Annotated in this window: 17 protein-coding genes; 9 read left to right on the top strand and 8 right to left on the bottom strand. The window is 70.9% G+C overall.

Features of this window, described 5'->3' with window-relative positions:
- Positions 1-91: 91 nt before the first annotated feature.
- Positions 92-880: a ferritin-like domain-containing protein gene (locus tag ACGF2Y_RS10050; RefSeq protein ID WP_392944740.1), complete on the top strand. Its 789-nt coding sequence runs from the start codon at positions 92-94 to the stop codon at positions 878-880.
- A gap of 127 nt (positions 881-1,007) precedes the next feature.
- On the opposite strand, the gene corA is transcribed toward ACGF2Y_RS10050, so the two are convergent.
- Positions 1,008-2,000, bottom strand: a complete 993-nt coding sequence (corA, locus tag ACGF2Y_RS10045) for a magnesium/cobalt transporter CorA (RefSeq protein ID WP_392944738.1) — start codon at positions 1,998-2,000, stop codon at positions 1,008-1,010.
- 255 nt (positions 2,001-2,255) lie between these two features.
- Here corA and ACGF2Y_RS10040 point away from each other — a divergent pair, with 255 nt between their 5' ends.
- The 5 genes from ACGF2Y_RS10040 (at position 2,256) to ACGF2Y_RS10020 (ending at position 8,986) form a co-directional block, all read left to right on the top strand.
- The gene (locus ACGF2Y_RS10040; protein ID WP_392944736.1) at positions 2,256-2,978 is read left to right on the top strand and encodes a histidine phosphatase family protein; all 723 of its coding nucleotides are present in this window, start codon (positions 2,256-2,258) and stop codon (positions 2,976-2,978) included.
- 71 nt (positions 2,979-3,049) lie between these two features.
- A complete protein-coding gene (locus ACGF2Y_RS10035; protein WP_392944734.1) occupies positions 3,050-3,640 on the top strand; it encodes a DUF3090 domain-containing protein in 591 nt (196 codons plus the stop codon).
- The gene (locus tag ACGF2Y_RS10030; protein ID WP_392944732.1) at positions 3,604-4,443 is read left to right on the top strand and encodes an SCO1664 family protein; all 840 of its coding nucleotides are present in this window, start codon (positions 3,604-3,606) and stop codon (positions 4,441-4,443) included. The genes ACGF2Y_RS10035 and ACGF2Y_RS10030 overlap by 37 nt, the downstream gene beginning before the upstream one ends.
- A 122-nt stretch (positions 4,444-4,565) precedes the next feature.
- Positions 4,566-5,795: a cysteine--1-D-myo-inosityl 2-amino-2-deoxy-alpha-D-glucopyranoside ligase gene (gene mshC / locus ACGF2Y_RS10025; RefSeq protein WP_392944730.1), complete on the top strand. Its 1,230-nt coding sequence runs from the start codon at positions 4,566-4,568 to the stop codon at positions 5,793-5,795.
- 125 nt (positions 5,796-5,920) lie between these two features.
- A complete protein-coding gene (locus tag ACGF2Y_RS10020) occupies positions 5,921-8,986 on the top strand; it encodes an NPCBM/NEW2 domain-containing protein (RefSeq protein ID WP_392944728.1) in 3,066 nt (1,021 codons plus the stop codon).
- Positions 8,987-9,137: 151 nt separating this feature from the next.
- Here the strand turns inward: ACGF2Y_RS10020 and ACGF2Y_RS10015 are convergent, their stop codons facing one another.
- The 5 genes from ACGF2Y_RS10015 to ACGF2Y_RS09995 all read right to left on the bottom strand — a co-directional run bounded on the left by ACGF2Y_RS10015 (position 9,138) and on the right by ACGF2Y_RS09995 (position 15,863).
- Complete coding sequence (locus tag ACGF2Y_RS10015) at positions 9,138-10,193, bottom strand: PAC2 family protein (protein ID WP_392944726.1); 1,056 nt, start codon at positions 10,191-10,193, stop codon at positions 9,138-9,140.
- Positions 10,194-10,592: 399 nt separating this feature from the next.
- Positions 10,593-12,203, bottom strand: a complete 1,611-nt coding sequence (locus ACGF2Y_RS10010; RefSeq protein ID WP_392944724.1) for an FAD-dependent oxidoreductase — start codon at positions 12,201-12,203, stop codon at positions 10,593-10,595.
- Between the two features lie 15 nt (positions 12,204-12,218).
- The gene (glpK, locus tag ACGF2Y_RS10005; RefSeq protein ID WP_392944722.1) at positions 12,219-13,763 is read right to left on the bottom strand and encodes a glycerol kinase GlpK; all 1,545 of its coding nucleotides are present in this window, start codon (positions 13,761-13,763) and stop codon (positions 12,219-12,221) included.
- Between the two features lie 122 nt (positions 13,764-13,885).
- Positions 13,886-14,677, bottom strand: coding sequence for an MIP/aquaporin family protein (locus ACGF2Y_RS10000; protein WP_392944720.1), 792 nt, complete (start codon positions 14,675-14,677; stop codon positions 13,886-13,888).
- 421 nt (positions 14,678-15,098) lie between these two features.
- Positions 15,099-15,863 (bottom strand): IclR family transcriptional regulator, encoded by a 765-nt coding sequence (locus tag ACGF2Y_RS09995; protein WP_392944718.1) that lies wholly within the window; start codon positions 15,861-15,863, stop codon positions 15,099-15,101.
- Between the two features lie 239 nt (positions 15,864-16,102).
- On the opposite strand from ACGF2Y_RS09995, the gene metH reads away from it, so the two are divergent.
- The 3 genes from metH (at position 16,103) to ACGF2Y_RS09980 (ending at position 22,392) form a co-directional block, all read left to right on the top strand.
- Positions 16,103-19,615, top strand: coding sequence for a methionine synthase (gene metH, locus ACGF2Y_RS09990; RefSeq protein ID WP_392944716.1), 3,513 nt, complete (start codon positions 16,103-16,105; stop codon positions 19,613-19,615).
- A 144-nt stretch (positions 19,616-19,759) separates the two neighbouring features.
- Complete coding sequence (locus ACGF2Y_RS09985; protein ID WP_392944714.1) at positions 19,760-20,470, top strand: HAD family hydrolase; 711 nt, start codon at positions 19,760-19,762, stop codon at positions 20,468-20,470.
- A gap of 323 nt (positions 20,471-20,793) precedes the next feature.
- Positions 20,794-22,392, top strand: coding sequence for an ABC transporter substrate-binding protein (locus tag ACGF2Y_RS09980; protein ID WP_392944712.1), 1,599 nt, complete (start codon positions 20,794-20,796; stop codon positions 22,390-22,392).
- 188 nt (positions 22,393-22,580) lie between these two features.
- On the opposite strand, the gene ACGF2Y_RS09975 is transcribed toward ACGF2Y_RS09980, so the two are convergent.
- Together ACGF2Y_RS09975 and ACGF2Y_RS09970 are read right to left on the bottom strand one after the other, a co-directional pair.
- Positions 22,581-23,252 carry a response regulator gene (locus tag ACGF2Y_RS09975; RefSeq protein WP_392944710.1) on the bottom strand — a complete coding sequence of 224 codons (672 nt, stop codon included), beginning with the start codon at positions 23,250-23,252 and terminating at the stop codon, positions 22,581-22,583.
- 9 nt (positions 23,253-23,261) lie between these two features.
- Complete coding sequence (locus tag ACGF2Y_RS09970; RefSeq protein ID WP_392944708.1) at positions 23,262-24,107, bottom strand: RecB family exonuclease; 846 nt, start codon at positions 24,105-24,107, stop codon at positions 23,262-23,264.
- Positions 24,108-24,225 lie beyond the last annotated feature (118 nt).

The following is a 24,225-nucleotide window of genomic DNA, read 5'->3' as shown; positions in this document are numbered from 1 at the left end:
GTGACCGTTGCGGTTGCGCACTGCCGCGCGGCGCATTTGACTCTCCGTGCGGACGACTGCTCCGCGGGCAACGGGTATGGAGGCTGCCGTCATGCTCTCAGCGCGGACCTTGTTCCAGGAGATTCTGGACAACGACGAGTCCTACCGGCTCTTCTGTTCCATCGTCGCGAGCGGCGAGGCCCAGGGCGGCTGGGAGAACGCCCGTATCGCCGCCCTCGTCCCGGAGAGCGGCCGCGACCTGGCACCCAAGATCGTCCGGCACGGCGCCGACGAGGACAAGCACGGCCGGATCTTCAACGCCCTCCTGAAGAAGCGCGGGCTGGCGCCCGTCGAGATCCCGCCGGAGACCGACTACACGATGCTCCTGGAACAGCAGGGCATCGGCCTCGCGCACTCCCGGCTGCGCGGTGAGGAGCGGCTCACCGAGCGCGACATGATCACCTATCTGGCCCACAGCCGCGTCACCGAGCAGCGCGCCTCCGAGCAGATGCGGCTGCTGCGCCGGCACTTCGCCGACCACCCCGACATCGGCCGCGCGGTGAAGATGATCTCCTACGACGAGGACAACCACCTCGCCTACTGCCACGAGGAACTCCTCGGCCTCGCCCGCGCCGGGCACGGCCGGACCATCCAGCGGATCATGCGCGAGTGCGCCCTGGCCGAGATCCGGGTGTACCGCGATGTCAGCCTCGCCGTGATGGCCGCCATGGGCCGGGTGCTCGGCTGGTCACGCCCCAAGGCCGCCGCGCTCGCCGCGGGCATCCACGCGCTGTACGCGTACGAGCGCCTGGTCGGCTGGCGGCGCATGGTGAGCCTGGAGATGCCGCAGCGGCGCGACGCGCTCGCAGGCCCCGCCGTACCGGAACGCGAGTACGCCTGAGCCCTCCCGGGCCTTCCGCGTCCCCTCGGGCTCTCCGCGTCCTCCCGGGCTCTCCGCGTCCTCCCGGGCTCTCCGCGTCCTCCCGGGCCCTCCGCGTCCTCCCGGGCCCTCCGCGTTCCCCAACCCCTCAGAGCCAGCCGCGCCGCTTGAACAGCCGGTGGAGGCCGAACACGGCGCAGCCCATCAGCGCGACCACCGCCGGGTAGGTCCACACCCAGTGCAGCTCCGGCATGTGGTCGAAGTTCATGCCGTAGACGCCCGCCACCATCGTCGGGACGGCGGCCATCGCCGCCCAGGCGGAGATCTTGCGCATGTCGTCGTTCTGCCGCACGCCCATCTGGGCCAGATGCGCCGACAGGATGTCCGAGAGCAGCCGGTCCAGCCCCTCCACCTGCTCGTTGGCGCGCGTCAGATGGTCGGCCACGTCCCGGAAGAACGGCTGTGCGTGCTCGTGGACGAACGGCACGCCCGCCCCCGCGAGCCGGGCCATCGGCGCCGTCAGCGGACCGGTCGCCCTGCGGAACTCCAGTACCTGCCGCTTGAAGGTGTAGATCCGGGCGGCGGTGTTCTTCGCGTCGCCGCCGCTCGGGGCGAAGACCCGCGCCTCCAGCTCCTCCAGGTCGACCTGGAGCTCACCCGCCACCTCCATGTAGTGGTCCACGACCGCGTCGCTGACCGCGTACAGCACCGCCGTCGGGCCGTGCTTCAACACCTCGGGTTCGGCCTCGAGCCGGCGGCGCACGGCCGCCAGCGGGGCGCCCTCGCCGTGCCGGACCGTCACCACGAACGAGTCCCCTATGAAGACCATCAGTTCGTCGGTGCTGACCGTGTCGCTCTCGGGCTCGTAGACGATCGGCTTGAGGACCGCGAACAGGGAGTCGTCGTACACCTCGAGCTTGGGCCGCTGGTGCGCCCGCAGCGCGTCCTCCACGGCCAGCGGGTGCAGCCCGAACTCGTCGCGGACGCGGTCGAACTCCTCCTCCGTCGGCTCGTGCAGCCCGATCCAGAGGAACGCGTCCAGTGCGTCCCGCGCCTCGTCCAGGGCCACGGAGAAGTCGTCGGGCCGTTCGATGCGGCGCCCGTCCCGGTAGATGGCACAGTCCACGATCACGGCGGGCATTCTTCCCCGCGACCGGCTCCCGCGCACCTTCGCCGTCCCTCCAGGGGTGTCTTGTCGATCAGGCCGGGCTCGGGTGCCCCGGCACCGCGCCCCGCGGCGTCGTCGGCACTCGCCGACTTCCCCAAGCTCTCGGCTCCGCTCGACCAGGGGAGACCCCACCCGCGTCGACTCCCTCCGCCGCCTTGCGACGCACGGCACCGGACCCCGCTCCCCGACCCGGCCCGATCGACAGGGGCACCCTCTACGCTGGCGCGTATGCCCACGCTGATCCTCGTACGCCACGGACGCTCCACCGCCAACACCGCCGGAGTGCTCGCGGGCCGCACCCCCGGTGTCTCCCTCGACGAACGCGGCGCCGAACAGGCCGCGGCCCTCCCCGCCCGGCTGGCGGCCCTGGCCCCGGTCCTCGCCGTCAGCAGCCCCCTGGAGCGCTGCCCGCAGACGCTCCAGCCGCTCCTCGACGCCCGCCCCGGCCTGCTCCTGCACCTCGAGGAGCGCATCAGCGAGTGCGACTACGGCCACTGGTCGGGACGGAAACTGGCCGAACTCGCCGACGAGCCCCTGATGTCCGTCGTCCAGCAGCACCCCTCGGCGGCGGCCTTCCCGGGCGGCGAGTCCATGCGCGCGATGCAGGCCCGCGCCGTCGACGCGGTGCGCGACTGGAACGACCGCGTCGAGGCGGAGCACGGCGAGGACGCCACGTACGTCATGTGCTCGCACGGCGACATCATCAAGTCCCTCGTCGCCGACGCGCTGGGCATGCATCTGGACCTCTTCCAGCGCGTCCAGGTCGACCCCTGCTCGGTCACCGCGATCCGCTACACACGGCTGCGCCCCTTCCTTCTGAGGCTCGGCGACACCGGCGATCTCGCCTCCCTGGCCCCCCGCGAACACTCCGCCGGGGCGGACGCCGCCGCGTCCCCCACGGGCGACGGCACGGCGGACGCGACGGTCGGGGGCGGCGCGGGCGCGCCGTGATCGCTCCGGGCAGTAGGGTGGACGCGCCGTAGCGCCGCCCAACCAACCATCGAAGCTCAAGGGAGCAGGACGTGTCCCGTCAGGTGTTCCTCTACGACCCACCGGACCGATTCGTGGCCGGTACGGTCGGGTTGCCTGGCCGCCGTACGTTTTTCCTGCAGGCGTCCTCCCAGGGCCGGGTCACCAGCGTGGCCCTGGAGAAGACTCAGGTCGCCGCTCTCGCCGAGCGGATCGACGAACTGCTCGACGAGGTCGTGCGCCGCACCGGGGGCAGCTCCCCGGTGCCCGCCGTGGCCCCCACCGACGTCTCCGACACCGCGCCGCTCGACGTTCCCGTCGAGGAGGAGTTCCGGGTCGGCACCATGGCGCTGGCCTGGGACGGCGAGGAACAGCGGATGATCGTCGAGGCGCAGGCCCTCGTCGAACTCGACGCCGACTCCGAGGACGACCTCGCGGAGGCCGAGGAGAAGCTCCTCCAGGACGAGGAGAACGGCCCGCCGATGCTCCGCGTCCGGCTCAGCGGCGCCCAGGCCCGCGCCTTCGCCAAGCGTGCCCTGGACGTCGTCAACGCCGGCCGGCCGCCGTGTCCGCTGTGCAGCCTGCCGCTCGATCCGGAAGGACACGTATGCCCGCGCCAGAACGGATACCGTCGCGGAGCCTGACGGACACCGAGCTGCTCACCCTGCTCGGCGAGGGCACGATCACCGTCCTCGGGCAGGTCGGCGGGGCGTCCAACGCGGTGCTGCACTGCACGGTGGCGTACGAGGGTGAGGAACGCACCTGCGCGTACAAGCCGGTCGCGGGGGAGCAGCCGCTCTGGGACTTCCCCGACGGGACCCTCGCCCAGCGGGAGGTCGCCGCGTACGAGATCTCCCGGGCGACCGGCTGGGACCTCGTGCCGCCGACCGTGCTGCGGGAGGGACCGTACGGGCAGGGCATGTGCCAGCTCTGGATCGACGGCCCCGCACCCGACGAGGACACGCCCTCGCTGCTGGCGCTCGTCGAGGGCGAGGAACCGGGCGATGGCTGGAAAGCGGTGGGCTTCGCGGACGTGGGGGAGGGGAAGACCGCGCTGCTGGTGCACGCCGACGACGCCCGGCTGCGGCGGCTCGCCGTGCTGGACGCGGTGATCAACAACGGTGACCGCAAGGGCGGGCACCTGCTGCCCGCCCCCGGCGGACGGCTCTTCGGCATCGACCACGGCGTCACCTTCAACGCGGACGACAAGCTGCGGACCCTGCTCTGGGGCTGGGCGGGCGAGCCGCTGACCGAAGAGGCGCTGGCGGTGCTGGGCCGGCTCGCCGGTCAGCTGGCGTCGGGGAGCGCCCTGGCCACCCGGATGGCCGAGCTCATCACACCGGCCGAGCTGGAGGCCCTGCGGGATCGGGTCGCCGGGCTGGTCAAGAGCACCGTGCACCCGCAGCCGAGCGGCCAGTGGCCGCCCATCCCCTGGCCGCCGGTGTAAGGGCCCCTCAGTCGGCGGGGCCGGTCCCTACCGGCTGGCGGGCCCCAGCACAAGAGGGCCTCTTCGGACAGGTTTCCGGAGCCGGTTCGTATCCGGAAGCATCGTCCGGTTACGCTCATGACATGCATGCCTGGCCCGCTTCTGAGGTCCCCGCCCTGCCTGGCAAGGGCCGCGACCTTCGGATCCACGACACCGCGACCGGCGGACGGATCACCCTTGACCCCGGTCCCGTCGCCCGCATCTATGTCTGCGGCATCACGCCGTACGACGCGACCCACATGGGTCATGCGGCGACCTACAACGCGTTCGACCTCGTTCAGCGCGTGTGGCTCGACACCAAGCGGCAGGTTCACTATGTCCAGAACGTGACCGACGTGGACGATCCGCTGCTGGAGCGGGCCGTGCGCGACGGTGAGGACTGGACCGAGCTCGCGGAGCGCGAGACGGCGCTCTTCCGCGAGGACATGACCGCCCTGCGGATGCTGCCCCCGCAGCACTACATCGGAGCGGTCGAGGCGATACCGGGCATCGTGCCCCTCGTCGAACGCCTCCGGGACGCGGGCGCCGCCTACGACCTGGACGGCGACGTCTACTTCTCCGTCGACGCCGACCCGCACTTCGGCGAGGTCTCCGGCCTCGACGCCGAGGCGATGCGCCTGCTCTCCGCCGAACGCGGCGGCGACCCGGAGCGACCCGGCAAGAAGAACCCCCTCGACCCGATGCTCTGGATGGCCGCCCGTCCGGGCGAGCCGAGCTGGGACGGCGCCTCGCTCGGCGCCGGCCGCCCCGGCTGGCACATCGAGTGCGTCGCCATCGCGCTCGACCACCTCGGCATGGGCTTCGACGTCCAGGGCGGCGGCTCCGACCTCGCCTTCCCGCACCACGAGATGGGTGCTTCCCACGCCCACGCGCTGACCGGGGAGTACCCGTTCGCCAAGGCGTACGTCCACGCCGGCATGGTCGGCCTGGACGGCGAGAAGATGTCCAAGTCCCGGGGCAACCTGGTCTTCGTCTCGGCCGTGCGCCGCGACGGCGTGGACCCGGCGGCCATCCGGCTCGCGCTGCTCTCCCGCCACTACCGCTCCGACTGGGAGTGGAGCGACCAGGTGCTCGCCGACGCCGTGGAGCGCCTCGCGCGCTGGCGGGCCGCCGTCTCGCGCCCCGACGGGCCGTCCGCCGACGCGCTGGTCGAGGAGGTCCGCGAGGCCCTCGCGGACGACCTGGACAGCCCTTCGGCGCTCGCCGCGGTGGACCGCTGGGCCGCGCTCCAGGGCGCGGAGGGCGGTACGGACGAGGGCGCGCCCGGCCTCGTCTCGCGTACCGTCGACGCCCTGCTGGGAGTCGCTCTGTAGGACGGAGTGGGCCCCCGCCCGGCCCGATCCGATCGCCTGGACCGGTCTCGGACTTCTTCACGAAGTTCGGGGCCGGTTCCTTTTTGTCCATGGTCACGTGCTCGAAGTTGCGCTAAAAGCTCACTATGCAATCATCAACGCGCATGAGAGTCGCAGCACTTGCTGCACTGCTCGGCCTGCTCGCGGTCCTCACGGGACCCGGCGGAGCCCACGCCGAGGAGGCCCCGCCGGAGCGCACGGAGACCACGGAGACCACCACCGTCGGGGACGTGACCGGATTCCGGGCGGACGGGGCGGTCTACCGGCTGAGCGCCGGTCGGGCCGAGGCCAGGGTCAGCTTCGTCTCGGAGGAGACCTTCCGGATCGAACTCGCCCCCGACGGCACCTTCACCGACCCCACGGGCGACGACATCGTCCTGCCGCAGGGCGAGCCGCCCCGCACCCGCTGGAAGGACCGCGGGGACCGCTACGAGCTGTCGACGGGCGAGGTCACCCTGCGGGCCTACAAGAAGCCGCTGCGCTTCGCCCTGCACCGGGCGGACGGCAGCCGCGTCTGGTCCGAGGCGAAGGGCCTGAGCTGGACCGGCGGAAAGACCGTCCAGACGTTGGCCCGGGGCGCCGGGGAGCAGTTCTACGGGGCCGGCATGCAGAACGGCCGCGGCAACACCTCCCACCGCGGCAAGACCGTCGAGGTCGCCGTCGACTACAACTGGAACGACGGCGGCCACCCCAACTCCGTCCCGTTCTACCTCTCATCGGCCGGCTACGGCGTCTTCCGCAACACCTACGCCCCCAACACGTACGCGTTCACCGACCCGGTGACGACCAGCGCCGAGGAACAGCGCTTCGACGCCTACTACTTCGCCGGCGGCGGGGCCAAGGACGTCATCGGCCAGTACACCGACCTCACCGGCAAGCCGTTCCTGCCGCCCGTCTACGGCATGGAGATCGGCGACGCCGACTGCTACCTCCACAACGCCAACCGGGGCGAGCGCCGCACCCTGGACTCGCTGAAGGTCGCCGACGGCTATGTCGAGAACGACATGCCCAACGGCTGGATGCTCGTCAACGACGGCTACGGCTGCGGTTACGAGGACCTGGAGGAGACCGCCCAGGGGCTGAAGGACCGCAACATGGAGCTGGGCCTGTGGACCGAGGACGGCATCGAGGACCTCGCCGCCCAGGTGAAGGCCGGACAGCGGGTCGCCAAGCTGGACGTCGCCTGGGTCGGGGAGGGCTACAAGTTCGCCCTCGACGGCTGCAAGGACGCCTACCAGGGCATCGAGGACAACAGCGACGCCCGCGGCTTCACCTGGGCCCCGGAGAGCTGGGCGGGCGCGCAGCGCTGCGGAGTCCAGTGGTCCGGCGACCAGTACGGCACCTGGGAGTACATCCGCTGGCAGATCCCCACCTACGCGGGCGCCACGATGTCCGGCCTCGCCTACACCACCGGTGACGTCGACGGGATCTTCGGCGGCAGCGCCAAGACGTACACCCGCGACCTCCAGTGGAAGATGTTCCTCGGCACGACGATGACCATGGACGGCTGGGCCGCCACGGACAAGCAGCCGTTCCGCCACGGCGAGCCGTACACCTCGATCAACCGCGACTACCTCAAGCTCAAGGAGTCGCTGCTGCCCTACCAGTACTCCTACGCCCACGAGGCGACCAGGACGGGCGTCGGCATGGTCCGCCCCCTGGTCCTCGAATACCCGGACGACCCGAAGGCGTCGACGGAGGCAGCGAAGTACGAGTTCCTCTCCGGCGAGCACTTCCTCGTCGCACCCGTCTACCAGGACACCACCGAGCGCAAGGACATCTACCTCCCCAAGGGTACCTGGATCGACTACTGGAGCGGCCGCACCTACGAGGGCCCCACCACCATCGACACCTACAGCGCCCCGCTCGACACCCTGCCGCTCTTCGTGAAGGCGGGCGCGGCCGTCCCGATGTGGCCGGGCATCCGCTCCTACCGCGACCGCACCGCCGACTCCCCGCTGGCCTGGGACGTCTACCCGCAGGGCGACACCTCCTTCACCCTGTACGAGGACGACGGCGTCACGCGTCAGCACCGCGACGGCAGGTACGCCACCCAGCGCGCCGACGTCCGGGCCCCCGAGCGCGGCGCCGGCAACGTCTCCGTCACCATCAACGAGAGCCGGGGCGGCTTCACCGGCAAACAGACCGAGCGCCCCTACGAGTTCACCGTCCACACCGGCTCCGAGCCCCGCAAGGTGAAGCTGGACCGGACACTGCCCGAGCTGACCTCGAAGGGCGCGTACGACAAGGCCCGGCAGGGCTGGTGGTACGACCGCGACGACCGGGGCGGCGTGGTGCACGTGAAGACCGCGCCCCTGAGCACCGCGGAGAAGTTCACCGTGAAGCTCCTCGGCACCAGCGCGGTCGGCGGCAAGAAGGCCTCGGCCGCCGCCACCCTCACCGCCCCCGCGGGCCAGGAGGCCGGGGCCGGGACGCCCGGCACGGTCCTGGTCGACGTGACCGCGGGCAGCTCCGCCCTCACCGGCACCACGGTCTCCCTCCAGGTCCCCGAGGGCTGGCAGGCCGCCGCGGCGAAGGTCCCCGGGCGGATCGCGGCGGGCGCCACCCGCCGGGTCGAGGTGGCTCTCACCCCGGCGAAGGACGCCGATGTACGCGAGACCACGCTGACGGCGCTGGCCCGCTATCGGGCCGTCGGCGACACCCGCACGAGTCAGCAGCGGCTCGCCGTCTCCGTCCTGCCGCCGCCGCCCGAGGGGGAGGCCTGGGCGAGCGACCTCGTCTGGCTCTCCGAGACCAACGGCTACGGTCCGGCCGAACGCGACCGCTCCAACGGGGAGTCGGGCGCGAGCGACGGGAAGACGCTGACGCTCGCGGGCACGACGTACGAGAAGGGGATCGGCACCCACGCCGACTCCGACATCGCGCTTCACCTCGGCGGCCGGTGCACCGCGTTCACGGCCGACGTCGGGATCGACGACGAGATCGACGGCTACGGAGAGGTGGCGTTCTCGGTGGAGGGCGACGGCAAGGTGCTGTGGACCTCGCCGAGACTGACGGGCGCCTCGGCGACCCTGCCGGTGGACGTGCGGCTCGACGGCGTACGGCAGGTGCGGCTGAAGGTCACCGACACCAACGGGTCCAAGACCGGCGACCACGGCGACTGGGCCGCGGCGAAGTTCCACTGCGCCTGAGCCGTACGGCATTACGGCATCCGGAGCCACAGAACAGGAGCGCCGCACGGGATCGTATCCCGTGCGGCGCTCCGCAGCCCGTTCGGCAGTTCTTACCGCTGTGCGTCCCGCAGTCCGTACCGCCGGTTGTTCCGCAGTTCGTTCCGTGCGGTCAGTCCTCGTCGGGAGGAGTGTCCCCGGAGCCTTCGTCGGATGCGTTCCCCGACGCTTCGTCAGGGCCCTTGCCGCCCTTGTCGTCGGAGGCCTTCCCCCGCCCCGTCTCCGGACGCGGCGGCTTCGGCGGGCGGGTGCGGCCGCTGGAGGGGTCGCGCAGATACGACGCGTCCCCGGACTCCGTCGCATGTCCGCCGGGCCCCTGTCCGGGACCGCCGTCCCGCCGCCGCAGATAGCGCTCGAACTCCCGGGCGATGGCCTCGCCGGACGCCTCGGGCAGCTCCGCGGTGTCCCGCGCCTCCTCCAGCGTCTGCACGTACTCCGCGACCTCGCTGTCCTCGGAGGCCAGCTGGTCCACACCGAGCTGCCAGGCCCGCGCGTCCTCGGGCAGCTCGCCCAGCGGGATGTGCAGCCCGATCAGGTCCTCCAGCCGGTTCAGCAGGGCCAGCGTCGCCTTCGGGTTCGGCGGCTGCGACACATAGTGCGGGACCGCCGCCCACAGGCTGACCGCGGGCACCCCGGCATGCGTGCACGCCTCCTGGAGGACCCCGACGATGCCGGTGGGGCCCTCGTACCGGGTCTCCTCCAGGTCCATCGTCCGCGCCAGATCCGCGTCGGAGGTGACCCCGCTCACCGGCACCGGCCGGGTGTGCGGGGTGTCGCCGAGCAACGCGCCCAGGATGACGACCATTTCGACGCCCAGCTCATGGGCGAAGCCGAGGATCTCGTTGCAGAACGACCGCCAGCGCATGGACGGCTCGATGCCCCGCACCAGGACCAGGTCCCGGGGCTTGTCCCCGCCCACCCGCACGACGGACAGCCGCGTCGTGGGCCAGGTGATCTTCCGCGTGTTGCCGTCCAGCCACACCGTGGGCCGGTTGACCTGGAAGTCGTAGTAGTCCTCGGCGTCCAGCGCCGCGAACACCTCGCCCTTCCACTCCCGGTCCAGATGACCGACCGCTGTGGAGGCGGCGTCCCCGGCGTCGTTCCAGCCTTCGAACGCGGCCACCATGACCGGGTCGATCAGCTCGGGCACCGACTCGAGCTCGATCACCCGGGCCTCCTTCCGATGTCTGCGTACGTACGGAGTAACCTTACGGCTTCCGGGGCCCCCCGCCGCAGCCCTCTTGCACGGCCGGGTGAACCCTGCCACCAGGAGTGGATCATCGGCTGATTCCGTGCATCATGGCCCCCGCGACCAGGGTGGCCGGCCGGCTCCGCGCCCGTACCGCAGCGAGCCGATTCCGCGTCAGTACCGCAGTGTGGAGGGCGTCTTGCCCCGCACCACCGGGGCGATCCCGTCCGCCGGCCGGGCCGGATCGGGGACCGCGACGACGGTGACCCCGGTGAGCGGCCGGACGGTGCTCGTACGGGCCGTGATCGCGCACGCCGACGGGGGCGGCCTCCGTGCGGAAGCCGCCCCCGTCCGCCTGCCCGTGGGGGGACGGGCGGGTCAGTCCCGGTCGGCCAGCATCTTCTCGACGTCGCCGCGGACGTCGTCCGTCGCCAGGCCCCGGATCGTCAGCGTGGTCCGGCGGCGCAGCACGTCGTCCGCCGTCTCGGCCCACTCGTGGTCGCGGGCGTAGGCGACCTGGGCCCAGATCTCCGGGGCGTCCGGGTGGACGCGCTCGGCGAGCTCCGGGTTCTCGTTCGCCAGGCGGGCGATGTCGAAGGCGAGCGAGCCGTAGTGCGTGGCCAGGTGCCGGGCGGTGTCCGGCGCCATCCGGGGGCCGGGAGTGCCGCCGTCGATGAGCAGCCGGTGCGCGACCGCGTTCGGGTTGGCGATGCCGGGCAGCGGCAGCTTCCTCGGCAGCCGGTTCATCGGCTCCATGTCCTCGGCCAGCGGGTGCCCCGGCAGGGCGGCCAGCTTGTTCATCACGGTGCGGCCGATGTGGCGGAACGTCGTCCACTTGCCGCCGGCCACCGACAGCATCCCGCCGCGGCCCTCCGTGACGACCGTCTCGCGCTTGGCCTTGGACGTGTCGCCGGGGCCGCCGGGCAGCACCCGCAGACCCGCGAAGGAGTACGTGATCAGATCGCGCGACAGCTGCTGGTCCTTGATCGAGAACGCCGCCTCGTCGAGGATCTGCGCGGTGTCCGCCTCGGTCACCGAGACATCGGCCGGATCTCCCTCGTACTCCTCGTCCGTCGTGCCGAGGAGCAGCATGTCCTCCCACGGCAGGGCGAACGTGATGCGGTACTTGTCGATCGGGGTGGCCAGCGCCGCCCGCCACGGCCGGGTCCGCTTCAGGACCAGGTGCGCGCCCTTGGACAGCCGGATGGAGGGGGCCGCGTTCGGGTCCTCCATCTTCCGCAGGTGGTCGACCCACGGGCCGGTGGCGTTCAGCACGAGCCGCGCGGTGACGCCGAACTCGGTGCCGTCCGTGCTGTCCTTCAGGTCGGCGCCCGTGACCCGGCCCCGGGTGAAGCGCAGTCCGGTGACGGCCGCGTGGTTCAGCACGACCGCGCCCGCGTCGACGGCCGCGCGGACCGTCATCAGCGCCATGCGGGCGTCGTTCATCTGGTCGTCGCCGTAGACCGCGACGGCCTTCAGGTTGTCGGTGCGCAGCTCGGGGACGTCGCGCTGCGCCTTGGCCGGGCTGATCACATGGCCGACGCCGTCGCCGAACGCGGAGAGCGCGGAGTAGGCGAAGACGCCCGCGCCGAGCTTGGCCGCGCCGTGCGGGCCGCCCTTGTAGACGGGCAGGTAGAAGGTGAGCGGGTTGGCCAGGTGCGGGGCCACCTCGCGGGAGACCGCGCGGCGCTCGAAGTGGTTCTCCGCGACCAGCTTGACCGCGCCGGTCTGGAGGTAGCGCAGACCGCCGTGGAGGAGCTTGGAGGAGGCGGAGGAGGTGGCGCCGGCGAAGTCACCGGCGTCCACCAGTGCCACCCGCAGCCCGGACTGCGCGGCATGCCAGGCGGTGGAGATGCCCAGGATGCCGCCGCCGATGACCAGGAGGTCGTACGTGGCCCGGGACAGCTGGTCCCGGGTCTCGGCGCGGCTCGGCAGCGAGCCGGAGGCCGGGTGCGTTCCGAGGGCGGGAACGCTCTGCAGGGTGGTCATGGTGATTGCTCCTCGTCAGCTTTCTTCGTCCTCGATCCAGCCCATGGTCCGTTCGACGGCCTTGAGCCAGCTCTTGTACTCGCGGGCACGGGTGTCCGCGTCCATGCGGGGGGTCCACTCGGCGGCCCGGCGCCAGTTGGCGCGCAGCGCGTCGGTGTCCGGCCAGAAGCCGACGGCCAGGCCGGCGGCGTAGGCGGCGCCGAGGCAGGTGGTCTCGGCGACCATGGGGCGCACCACGGGCGCGTCCAGGAAGTCGGCGAGCGTCTGCATCAGCAGGTTGTTGGACGTCATGCCGCCGTCGACCTTGAGCGCGGCCAGCTCGACGCCGGAGTCCTTCGTCATGGCGTCGCTGATCTCGCGGGTCTGCCAGGCGGTGGCCTCCAGGACGGCACGGGCGATGTGCGCCTTGGTGACGTAACGGGTGAGACCGGCGATCACGCCGCGGGCGTCGGGACGCCAGTAGGGGGCGAACAGACCGGAGAAGGCGGGCACGAAGTACGCGCCGCCGTTGTCCTCGACCGAGGAGGCCAGCGTCTCGATCTCGGCGGCCGACTTGATCAGGCCCATCTGGTCGCGCATCCACTGCACCAGCGAACCGGTGACCGCGATGGAGCCCTCCAGCGCGTACACCGGGGGCTTGTCACCGATCTGGTAGCCGACGGTGGTGAGCAGCCCGTTGTACGAGTTCACCGGGGTACCGCCGGTGTTCATCAGCATGAAGGTGCCGGTGCCGTACGTGGACTTGGCCTCGCCCTCGGCGAAACACGTCTGGCCGAACAGCGCCGCCTGCTGGTCACCGAGCGCGGAGGCGACCGGGATGCCGTCGAGGATGCCGCCCTTGGCGTGGCCGTACACCTCGGCGGAGGAGCGGATCTCGGGGAGCACCGCGGCGGGGATGCCGATGGAGGCGAGGATCTTCTCGTCCCACGCCATCGTGTGCAGGTTCATCAGGAGGGTGCGGGAGGCGTTGGTGACGTCGGTGACGTGCACACCGCCGTCGGTGCCGCCGGTCAGGTTCCAGATGACCCAGGAGTCCATGGTGCCGAAGAGGATGTCGCCGGCCTCGGCCCGCTCGCGCAGCCCCTCGACGTTGTCGAGCAGCCAGCGGACCTTGGGTCCGGCGAAGTACGAGGCGAGCGGCAGCCCGGTCTCGCGGCGGAACCGGTCCTGGCCCACGTTGCGGCCGAGCTCCTTGCAGAGCGCGTCGGTGCGGGTGTCCTGCCAGACGAGGGCGTTGTGCACCGGCTCACCGGTGTTTTTGTCCCACATCACTGTGGTCTCGCGCTGGTTGGTGATGCCGATCGCCTTGACGTCGGCGGAGGTGATGCCGGCCTTGACGATGGCCCCGGCGACGACCTCCTGGACGTTCTCCCAGATCTCGGCGGCGTCGTGCTCGACCCATCCCGGCTTCGGGAAGATCTGCTCGTGCTCCTTCTGGTCGACGGAGACGATCCGGCCGTCCTTGTCGAAGACGATGCAACGGCTGGAGGTGGTGCCCTGGTCGATGGCCGCGATGAACGGGCCGGTGCCGTGGGTGCCGGTGGTGTGTGCGTCGGTCACAGTGTGCTCCCGGAAGTCTGTGAAGTGATGTGGTGCGGCGAGGGCTGGGGGCTGTCCTGTCGATCATGGCCGGGTCCACGCCCTCCGGCATGGAGCCTCGCCCCTGATCGACAGGACACTCCCTACGCGAAGGCGAGGTTGTAGAGCCCGCCGGCGAGGGCGCCGCCGATCAGCGGACCCACGATGGGTACCCACACGTAGCCCCAGTCCGAACCACCCTTGTTCGGCAGCGGCAGCAGGGAGTGCACGATGCGCGGACCGAGGTCGCGGGCCGGGTTGATCGCGTAGCCGGTCGGGCCGCCGAGCGAGAGGCCGATACCGACGACGACCAGGGCGGTGATCAGCGCGCCGAGCGTGCCGAGACCGTTGCCCTCGTTGTTCAGGCCCTGGGTCAGGATCGCCAGGACCAGCACCACGGTCGCGATGATCTCGGTGATGACGTTCTGCACACCGTTGCGGACCTCCGGCCCGGTGGAGAAGATCCCGAGCACCGGTCCCGCCTTCGGGGCGGCGGTCCGGTCGACCATGCCCTCGTCGGTGGACTTGGTCCCGATGACCCCCGGGTCGGTGAGGTGGGCGTGGAACTGCCCGTAGTACACCGCGTAGACCAGTACGGCGCCGATCATCGCGCCGAGCAGCTGGGAGACGAGGTAGACGGGCACATCGCTCCACGCGGTGCCGCCCTCGATGGCGAGGCCGAGCGTGACCGCGGGGTTGAGATGGGCGCCCGATACGCCGCCGGCGAGATACGCGCCGGTCAGCACGGCGAAGCCCCACCCGAAGGTGATGGCCAGCCAGCCCGCGTCCCGGGCCTTCGAGCGCTTCAGCGTGACGGCGGCACAGACACCGCCGCCGAGCAGGATGAGTACGGCGGTACCTATGGTCTCGCCGATGAAAATGTCGGAGCTGGACACCCGCGACTCCTTTGTCCTTCGTCCAGGGGAGAGCGGATCACCGGGTCCCGCCGGTGTTCCGCGCCCCAGGTGGGTATCCACGAAGCGTGGGCAGCCCACCTGTATGGGCTTGACCGGCCCTTGGCACTGTCACACCCTAACGCGTATTGCCGTTAGGCGTTCGACAATGCCGACCGTTGAACGGCAGTGTTTCCCCCGAGTGAAGGAAGCGTCAAGGGTTCTGTGGCCCACGACTCGGTGCGCGACGCGATCGTTACCGCGACGGGCCCGGACGCGCCGGGCGATGGTCCGGTACGCAGGGCCGGGAGCGCCGGGGCGGGTCCGGTACGGAGGGCGTGGGGAGCACGGGGCCGGGCGATGGTCCGGTACGCGGGGTGGGGAGCGCGGGACCGGTAGCGGGCCGTGCGGGCCGCGCGGACCGTCAGAAGCGGCCGGCGCCCAGATCCCGGGAGACCGCGCGGGCGCAGTCCCGTACGGCAGCGATCAGCTCGGGGCGCAGCGTGCCGCCCGGGGCCACCCGCTCCACCGCGCCCGTCACGGCCACCGCGCCCACCGGCATCCTGCGCCGGTCGTGGACCGGGGCGGACACGGCGGCGACGCCCTCCCAGGTCTCCTCGGCGTCGGCGGCCCAGCCCCGGGCCCGGATCAGGTCGAGCATCGCCTCGAACTCGTCGGCGGCGGTGACGGTACGCCCGGTGAAGGAGCGGCGCTCCGCCTCCATGACCTCGCTGTGGGCCACCGGGTCGTACGCGGACAGCACCTTGCCCAGCGCCGTGGAGTGCAGCGGCTGCATGGCCCCGACCTCCAGCACCTGGCGGCTGTCGTCGGGCCGGAAGACGTGGTGGACGATCAGCACGCCGTGCTGGTGCAGCACCCCGAGGTGGACGCTCTCGCCGCTGGAGCGGGCCAGGTCGTCCGTCCAGACCAGGGCGCGCGCCCGCAGCTCGTGGACGTCCAGATAGCTGTTGCCCAGCCGCAGCAGCTCAGCGCCCAGCTGGTAGCGCCCCGACGCCGCGTCCTGCTCGACGAAGCCCTCCAGCTGGAGGGTGCGCAGAATGCCGTGCGCGGTGCCCTTGGCCAGCCCCAGTGAGGAGGCGATGTCGGAGAGCCCGAGCCGGCGCTCGCCGCCCGCCAGCAGACGCAGCATCGCGGCCGCCCGCTCCAGCGACTGGATGTTCTTGGCCATCGCGCCGTACTCCTCCACCTCGGTTCGACAATGCTGAACACTATCGGTCGATGCCGACCTTCGCCGGACTCCGGGGGAAAGTGTCGCCACCGGGCCACACACGCCGCACCCCGCACAGCATGCAGTCCGTCTCATGGACGCACCTACGCCCCCGGGCCCCGTCCGGCTACGCTGGCGGGGTGCGCCTTCCCCAAGAAGGACGCAAAGCCGACAGCCGTCGCATCCCTGGGAGATCATCCATGGCCTCGTTGCCGACATCCGCCGCCGACAGCCGGACCCGCGCAGACGCACTCCGAGAGGCACTCGCCACCCGCGTGGTGGTGGCCGACGGGGCGATGGGCACCATGCTCCAGGCACAGGACCCCACGCTGGAGGACTTCGAGAACCTCGAAGGCTGCAACGAGATCCTGAACATCACCCGGCCCGACATCGTGCGCTCCGTCCACGAGGAGTACTTCGCGGTCGGCGTCGACTGCGTCGAGACCAACACCTTCGGCGCGAACCACTCCGCCGCCAACGAGTACGAGATCGCCGACCGGATCTTCGAGCTCTCCGAGTCGGGCGCCCGGATCGCCCGCGAGGTCGCGGACGAGTTCGCGGAGAAGGACGGCCGGCAGCGCTGGGTCCTCGGCTCGATCGGCCCCGGCACCAAGCTGCCCTCGCTGGGCCACATCACGTACGACGTCCTGCGCGACGGCTATCAGAAGAACGCCGAGGGTCTCCTCGCGGGCGGCTCGGACGCCCTGATCGTCGAGACCACCCAGGACCTGCTGCAGACCAAGTCCAGCATCATCGGCGCGCGCCGGGCGATGGACGCCCTCGGTGTCGACGTGCCCCTGATCTGCTCCCTCGCCTTCGAGACCACCGGCGTCATGCTTCTGGGCTCCGAGATCGGCGCCGCCCTGACCGCCCTGGAGCCGCTGGGCATCGACCTGATCGGTCTGAACTGCTCGACCGGCCCGGACGAGATGAGCGAGCACCTGCGCTACCTCGCCCGCCACTCCCGTACGCCCCTGATGTGCATGCCCAACGCCGGCCTGCCCGTCCTCACCAAGGACGGCGCGCACTTCCCGCTCGGCCCCGACGGTCTCGCCGACTCCCAGGAGAACTTCGTCCGGGACTACGGCCTCTCCCTCATCGGCGGCTGCTGCGGTACGACCCCCGAGCACCTGCGGGCCGTCGTCGAGCGGGCCCGCGGCCTCACGCCGGCCGAGCGGAACCCGCGCCCCGAGCCCGGCGCGGCCTCCCTCTACCAGACGATCCCCTTCCGCCAGGACACCGCCTACCTGGCGATCGGGGAGCGGACCAACGCCAACGGCTCCAAGAAGTTCCGCGAGGCCATGCTGGAGGCCCGCTGGGACGACTGCGTGGAGATGGCCCGTGACCAGATCCGCGAGGGCGCGCACATGCTCGACCTCTGCGTCGACTACGTGGGCCGCGACGGCGTCGCCGACATGGCGGAGCTGGCCGGACGCTTCGCGACCGCCTCCACCCTCCCGGTCGTGCTGGACTCCACCGAGCTGCCCGTTCTGCGCGCCGGCCTGGAGAAGCTCGGCGGCCGGGCCGTGCTGAACTCGGTGAACTACGAGGACGGCGACGGCCCCGAGTCCCGCTTCGCGCAGGTCAGCGCCCTGGCCTCCGAGCACGGCGCCGCCCTGATCGCGCTGACGATCGACGAGGAGGGCCAGGCCCGCACGATCGAGCACAAGGTCGCCATCGCCGAGCGGCTGATCGAGGACCTCACCACCAACTGGGGCATCCACGAGTCCGACATCCTCATCGACACCCTGACCTTCACCATCTGCACCGGCCAGGAGGAGTCCCGCGGCGACGGCATCGCCACCATCGGGGCGATCCGCGAGCTGAAGAAGCGCCACCCGGACGTCCAGACCACACTGGGCCTCTCCAACATCTCCTTCGGCCTGAACCCGGCCGCGCGCGTCGTGCTGAACTCCGTCTTCCTCGACGAGTGCGTCAAGGCGGGCCTGGACTCCGCGATCGTGCACGCCTCGAAGATCCTGCCGATCGCCCGGCTGGAGGAGGAGCAGGTCAAGGTCGCCCTCGACCTCATCTACGACCGCCGCGCCGAAGGCTACGACCCCCTCCAGAAGCTCATGGAGCTCTTCGAGGGCGTCAACATGAAGTCGATGAAGGCGGGCAAGGCCGAGGAGCTGATGGCCCTGCCGCTGGACGAGCGCCTCCAGCGCCGCATCATCGACGGCGAGAAGAACGGCCTGGAGGCCGACCTCGACGAGGCCCTCCAGGACACCCCGGCCCTGGACATCGTGAACAACACGCTGCTGGAAGGCATGAAGGTGGTCGGCGAGCTGTTCGGCTCCGGCCAGATGCAGCTGCCGTTCGTCCTCCAGTCCGCCGAGGTCATGAAGAGCGCGGTGGCCCACCTGGAGCCGCACATGGAGAAGACCGACGACGACGGCAAGGGCACGATCGTGCTCGCCACCGTCCGCGGCGACGTCCACGACATCGGCAAGAACCTCGTCGACATCATCCTCTCCAACAACGGCTACAACGTCGTCAACCTCGGCATCAAGCAGCCCGTCTCCGCGATCCTGGAAGCCGCCGAGGAGCACCGCGCCGACGTCATCGGCATGTCCGGTCTCCTGGTGAAGTCGACCGTGATCATGAAGGAGAACCTCCAGGAGCTCAACCAGCGCAAGATGGCCGCCGACTTCCCGGTGATCCTCGGTGGCGCCGCGCTGACCAGGGCCTACGTCGAGCAGGACCTGCACGAGATCTACGAGGGCGAGGTCCGCTACGCCCGCGACGCCTTCGAGGGCCTGCGCCTCATGGACGCGCTCATCGGCGTCAAGCGCGGTGTGCCGGGCGCGGTCCTGCCCGAGCTCAAGCAGCGCAGGGTCCCCAAGCGGGACGCCCCCGTGCTGGAGGTCGAGGAGCCCGAGGGCTCGGCGCGCTCGGACGTCTCCACCACCAACCCGGTCCCCGAGCCGCCCTTCCGGGGCACCCGCGTCATCAAGGGCATCCCGCTCAAGGACTACGCCTCCTGGCTCGACGAGGGCGCCCTGTTCAAGGGCCAGTGGGGCCTCAAGCAGAACCGGACCGGCGACGGACCGACGTACGAGGAACTGGTGGAGACCGAGGGACGCCCGCACCTGCGCGGCTGGCTCGACCACCTCCAGTCCAACAACCTCCTGGAAGCCGCCGTCGTCTACGGCTACTTCCCCTGCGTCGCCAAGGGTGACGACCTGGTCCTCCTGCACGAGGACGGCTCCGAGCGCACCCGCTTCACCTTCCCGCGCCAGCGCCGCGGCCGCCGCCTCTGCCTCGCCGACTTCTTCCGCCCCGAGGAGTCCGGCGAGACGGACGTCATCGGCCTTCAGATCGTCACCGTCGGCTCCCGGATCGGCGAAGCCACCGCCGAGCTGTTCGCCGCCAACTCCTACCGCGACTACCTGGAGCTGCACGGCCTGTCCGTCCAGCTCGCCGAGGCGCTCGCCGAGTACTGGCACGCCCGGGTCCGCAGCGAGCTCGGCTTCGCGGGCGAGGACCCGGCGGACGTCGAGGACATGTTCGCGCTGAAGTACCGCGGCGCGCGGTTCTCGCTCGGTTACGGGGCGTGCCCGGACCTGGAGGACCGGGCCAAGATCGCCGACCTCCTGCAGCCGGAGCGGATCGGCGTGCACCTCTCCGAGGAGTTCCAGCTCCACCCGGAGCAGTCCACCGACGCCATCGTCATCCACCACCCCGAGGCGAAGTACTTCAACGCCCGGTAGCCCCGTACTCCCGCCACGGACTCGCGCCCTCCGCGCACCGTGGCCGGACACGTCGTACACTGGTCGGTCCAGTGCAGGCCGGTCGCCCTCCCGCTTTTCGGGAATGGCGGCCGGCCTTCTCGTCCCTTACGGAAGGTGTGCCGGATGACCAGTACGGTCCCCGCGTCCTTGACCCGCACGGCCGAAGGCGCCGCCCTGCAGGCGGTCCTTCTCGACATGGACGGAACCCTGGTCGATACCGAGGGCTTCTGGTGGGACGTCGAGAAAGAGGTGTTCGCCGGTCTCGGCCACCGGCTGGACGAGTCCTGGCGGGACGTGGTCGTCGGCGGACCGATGACCCGCAGTGCCGCCTACCTCATCGACGTCACCGGCGCCGACATCCGGCTGGACGAGCTGACCGTGCTGCTCAACGACGGCTTCGAGAAGCGCATCGTGCGCGGGGTGCCCCTGATGCCGGGGGCCGAACAGCTGCTCGCCGAGCTGGGCGCCTACGAGGTGCCCACCGCGCTCGTCTCGGCCTCCCACCGCCGGATCATCGACCGGGTGCTGGAATCTGTGGGCCGTCACCACTTCGCGCTCACGGTCGCCGGGGACGAGGTCGCCCGCACCAAGCCCCACCCCGAGCCCTACCTCACCGCCGCCGCGGGCTTCGGCGCCGACCCCTGGCGCTGCGCCGTCATCGAGGACACCGCGACCGGCGTCGCCGCCGCCGAGGCCGCCGGATGCCGGGTCGTCGCCGTGCCGTCCGTCGCCCCCATCGCGCCCGCGGCCGGACGTGTGGTCGTCGGCTCCCTCGAAGAGGTCGACCTCGCCTTCCTGCGCAAGCTCATCACCGGAGCGGGCGGAACGGGCTGACCCGCACGGACGCGCACACTCACCGAGGGGTGCGTCGGGGAACGGACAGCGGATCCTCAGCTCCCTCCGTGCGAGTTCCGGCAGTATTCCGTGGATGTGAATCAGCCACGAGGGACATATGTGAAGAGGGAGGACAGGTGACCTTCCTCACCCGAAAGCCTCTGGAAGTCCGCCGGGATCGGGTGAGCTGTCCGTAATGATGATCATATGTCTCCCCCTTCCGGCCGCCGGGGGAATGCGAGCACCCCTCCGGACGGTCGGAGGGGCCACCCGCGGCTACTAACTTTGATTCCTCACCTGCCGGGATGAGGGAGAACGTCCAGATGAACCGCAAGACCCTGGTGCTGCCGGCCGTCGTCGGCCTGCTCGCCCCCGTGCTGGCCGCCTGTGGCAGCACGGTCAGCGGCGCCGGTGGCAAGGGAGCCATCGTCGTCGGCACCACGGACCAGCTCGTGGCCTCCCAGGAGAACCCCGCGCCGCTCGACCCGGCCATCGGCTACGAAGCGGGCGTCTGGAACGTCCTGCGGCAGACCGTGCAGACCCTGACCGCGGTGCCGGGCGGCGGCGGCGCGCCGGTGCCCGAGGCCGCCCGCAGCTGCACCTTCACCGACACCGCGAACGAGAGCTACCGCTGCACCCTGCGGAAGGGGCTCACCTTCGCCGACGGCACGCCCGTCACTGCCGAGGACGTGAAGCACTCCATCCAGCGCGTCATCGACATCGACTCGGACAGCGGGCCGGTCGGCCTGCTCGCCAACATCGACATGATCGAGACCAAGGGCGAGGACCAGGTGATCTTCCACCTGAACACGCCGGACGCGACCTTCCCGTACAAGCTCGCCACCCCCGCCGCCGGCATCGTCCCGAAGGACCAGTACCCGGCGAAGGAGGCCCGTGCCGGCTTCCAGGTGAACGGCTCCGGCCCGTACACCATGAAGCCGCAGGTCCAGGACGGCCGGGTCGTCAAGATCGCCTTCACCAGGAACCCCCTGTACAAGGGTGAGCTGAAGGTGCTCAACGACAAGGTCGAGATGGCCCTCTTCCCCGACGCCGAGGCCATGGGCCGGGCGCTCGACGAGAAGAAGATCCACATGATGACCCGGGCGATGTCGCCCGAGCAGGCCCACGACATGCTCGTGAAGCCGAAGGAAGGCATCGAGCTCACCGAGATGCCCGGCCTGGCCATCAGCTACCTCGGGTTCGACACCAAGGACCCCGTGGTCGACAAGCCCGTCCGGCAGGCCATGGCGCAGATCATCGACCGGGGCGAGATCGCCGGCGAGGTGTACGGCACCACCGCCGAACCGCTCTACTCGCTGATCCCGTCCAGCATCGCCGGGCACACCAACGCCTTCTTCAACAAGTACGGCGAGCCCAGCACCGCCAAGGCCGCTACGATCCTCCGCGACGCCGGGGTCGAGACGCCGGTGAAGTTCACCCTGCACTACACCGACGACCACTACGGCTCGGCCACCGCCGAGGAGTTCAAGGCGATCCGGAAGCAGCTGAACAGCTCCGGACTCTTCGACGTCTCCGTCCAGGGCAAGGAGTGGTCGACGTACCGCCCCGAGCAGAAGCGCGGCGACTACGCGGCCTACGGCATGGGCTGGTTCCCCGACTTCCCGGACCCGGACAACTACACCGCGCCCTTCCTGGACGAGAACAACTTCCTCAACTCGCCCTACCGCTCGCGCGAGGCGCAGGAGGTCCTCATCCCGCAGTCCCGCCGCGAGGCCGACCGCACCGCCGCCGCCGCCACCTACAAGAAGCTCCAGGACATCGTCGCCACCGACGTGCCGGTGCTCCCGATCTGGCAGGGCAAGCAGTACGTGGCCTCCCGAGACGGGATCGCCGGAGTGGAACGGTCCGTCAGCGCCACCTCCGAGCTCCAGCTCTGGGAGCTCAACCGGCCCAGCGCCTGATTCCGGCCCACTTCCGGGCCACCTTCGGGCCATTTCCCGGACCACCGAAGCCGTCCGGCCCGCCCCTCCTGAGCCAACAGGACGGGACGGGCCGGACGGCTTCGTCGTATGCGGATTCGTTGCTGTGCGGCTTCGTCGTATGCGGAGAACCGCTGTTCGTCGTATACGGAGAACCGCTGCCGGGGCCGCTACTGCGCGCCGGGGCGCACCAGCCCGCTCTCGTACGCGTACACCGCGGCCTGCACCCGGTCGCGCAGGCCCAACTTCGTGAGCACATGGCCCACATGCGTCTTCACCGTCGTCTCGCTGACGAACAGATCCGCCGCGACCTCCGCGTTGGACAGCCCCCGCGCCACCAGCTTCAGCACCTCGACCTCACGGTCCGTCAACGTGTGCAGGGCGTCCGGAACCGGATCCTCACCGGACGGCAGATGATCCGCGTACTTGTCCAGCAGCCGGCGCGTGATGCTCGGCGCGAGCATCGCCTCGCCCGCCGCCACCACCCGGATCGCCTGCACCAGCTCCGCCGCCGGCGCGTCCTTCAGCAGGAAGCCGCTCGCCCCCGCACGCAGCGCCTCCACCACGTACTCGTCGAGATCGAAAGTGGTCAGCACCAGCACCTTCGCCGGGCCGTCCTTGCCGGGGCCGGTGATCTGACGGGTCGCCTCCACCCCGTCCATCCGCGGCATCCGGATGTCCATCAGCACCACATCGGGCTGCAACGCCCGCACCTGATCGATGGCCTGCAGACCGTCACCGGCCTCACCGACCACCGCCAGATCACCTTCGGCCTCCAGAATCATCCGGAAACCGGTGCGCAGCAGAGGCTGGTCATCGACCAGAAGGACGCGGATCGCCACAGGAACTCCTTAAGGGCCCTCAAGGGCCACGGCTCGGCCGGCCTCGGCCTGGACCGGTCCCATTCTGCCCTGGCCATCCTCATCCGAACCCGCCGGGCGGACCGCCAGCGGGTAGACCGGGGGAGTCCCGCCGAATTCCGGACACACCGCCTGGTGGTCGCACCAGCCGCACAGCTTCGTCGGCCGGGGCCGCCAGTCACCGGTCCGTGTCGCCAGCGCGATCGCGTCCCACAGCGCCAGCAGCTTGCGCTCCACCCGCTCCAGGTCCGCCACCACCGGGTCGTACGTCAGCACGTCCCCGCTGCCCAGGTAGACCAGCTGGAGGCGGCGCGGCACGACGCCTTTCAGCCGCCAGATCACCAGCGCGTAGAACGTCATCTGGAACAGCGGCCCCTCGGAATACTCCGGTCGCGGCGCCTTCCCCGTCTTGTAGTCGACGATCCGGACCTCGCCGCTCGGCGCGACGTCCACCCGGTCGATCACCCCGCGCAGCCGCAGCCCCGACTCCAGCTCCGTCTCGACGAACATCTCGCGCTCCGCCGGCTCAAGACGCGTCGGGTCCTCCAGCGAGAACCACCGCTCCACCAACCGCTCCGCCTCACCCAGCCAGCGCGTCAGGCGCTCGCCCCCGGTGTCCCCGGCGAACAGCTCGGTCAGCTCCGGCTTCGACTCCAGCAGCCGGTCCCACTGGCCGGGAATCAGCGCCCGCGCCCGCGGCGCCGTACGGTCGGCCGCCGGGGCGTCGAAGAGCCGCTCCAGCACCGCATGGACCAGCGTGCCGCGGGTAGCGGCCTCGCTGGGCTTCTCCGGCAGCTTGTCGATGACCCGGAAACGGTAGAGCAAGGGACACTGCATGAAATCGCTCGCCCGCGACGGCGACAGGGACGAAGGCGGCTGAGGCGGCCGCGGCACGGAAGTCATGTCTGAAGACCCTACGGCCCGCCACTGACAGCGAGCGGCATACCATCGACGG

It is taken from the genome of Streptomyces sp. NPDC048142 (assembly GCF_043202835.1).
In the GTDB taxonomy this organism is placed as follows: Bacteria; Actinomycetota; Actinomycetes; order Streptomycetales; family Streptomycetaceae; genus Streptomyces.
Note: the sequence above shows the minus strand (reverse complement) of the source record. Positions and strands in the feature narration are given on the sequence as shown.

Bases quoted from the DNA above. Each gene is read 5' to 3' on its own strand.
- ACGF2Y_RS10020 (WP_392944728.1), top strand. From the start codon at position 5,921: ATGCAATCATCAACGCGCATGAGAGTCGCAGCACTTGCTGCACTGCTC.
- ACGF2Y_RS09995 (WP_392944718.1), bottom strand. From the start codon at position 15,863: ATGGCCAAGAACATCCAGTCGCTGGAGCGGGCGGCCGCGATGCTGCGT.
- ACGF2Y_RS09970 (WP_392944708.1), bottom strand. From the start codon at position 24,107: ATGCAGTGTCCCTTGCTCTACCGTTTCCGGGTCATCGACAAGCTGCCG.
- corA (WP_392944738.1), bottom strand. From the start codon at position 2,000: ATGCCCGCCGTGATCGTGGACTGTGCCATCTACCGGGACGGGCGCCGC.
- ACGF2Y_RS09985 (WP_392944714.1), top strand. From the start codon at position 19,760: ATGACCAGTACGGTCCCCGCGTCCTTGACCCGCACGGCCGAAGGCGCC.
- ACGF2Y_RS10050 (WP_392944740.1), top strand. From the start codon at position 92: ATGCTCTCAGCGCGGACCTTGTTCCAGGAGATTCTGGACAACGACGAG.
- ACGF2Y_RS10040 (WP_392944736.1), top strand. From the start codon at position 2,256: ATGCCCACGCTGATCCTCGTACGCCACGGACGCTCCACCGCCAACACC.
- ACGF2Y_RS09980 (WP_392944712.1), top strand. From the start codon at position 20,794: ATGAACCGCAAGACCCTGGTGCTGCCGGCCGTCGTCGGCCTGCTCGCC.
- metH (WP_392944716.1), top strand. From the start codon at position 16,103: ATGGCCTCGTTGCCGACATCCGCCGCCGACAGCCGGACCCGCGCAGAC.
- ACGF2Y_RS10010 (WP_392944724.1), bottom strand. From the start codon at position 12,203: ATGACCACCCTGCAGAGCGTTCCCGCCCTCGGAACGCACCCGGCCTCC.
- ACGF2Y_RS10030 (WP_392944732.1), top strand. From the start codon at position 3,604: ATGCCCGCGCCAGAACGGATACCGTCGCGGAGCCTGACGGACACCGAG.
- mshC (WP_392944730.1), top strand. From the start codon at position 4,566: ATGCATGCCTGGCCCGCTTCTGAGGTCCCCGCCCTGCCTGGCAAGGGC.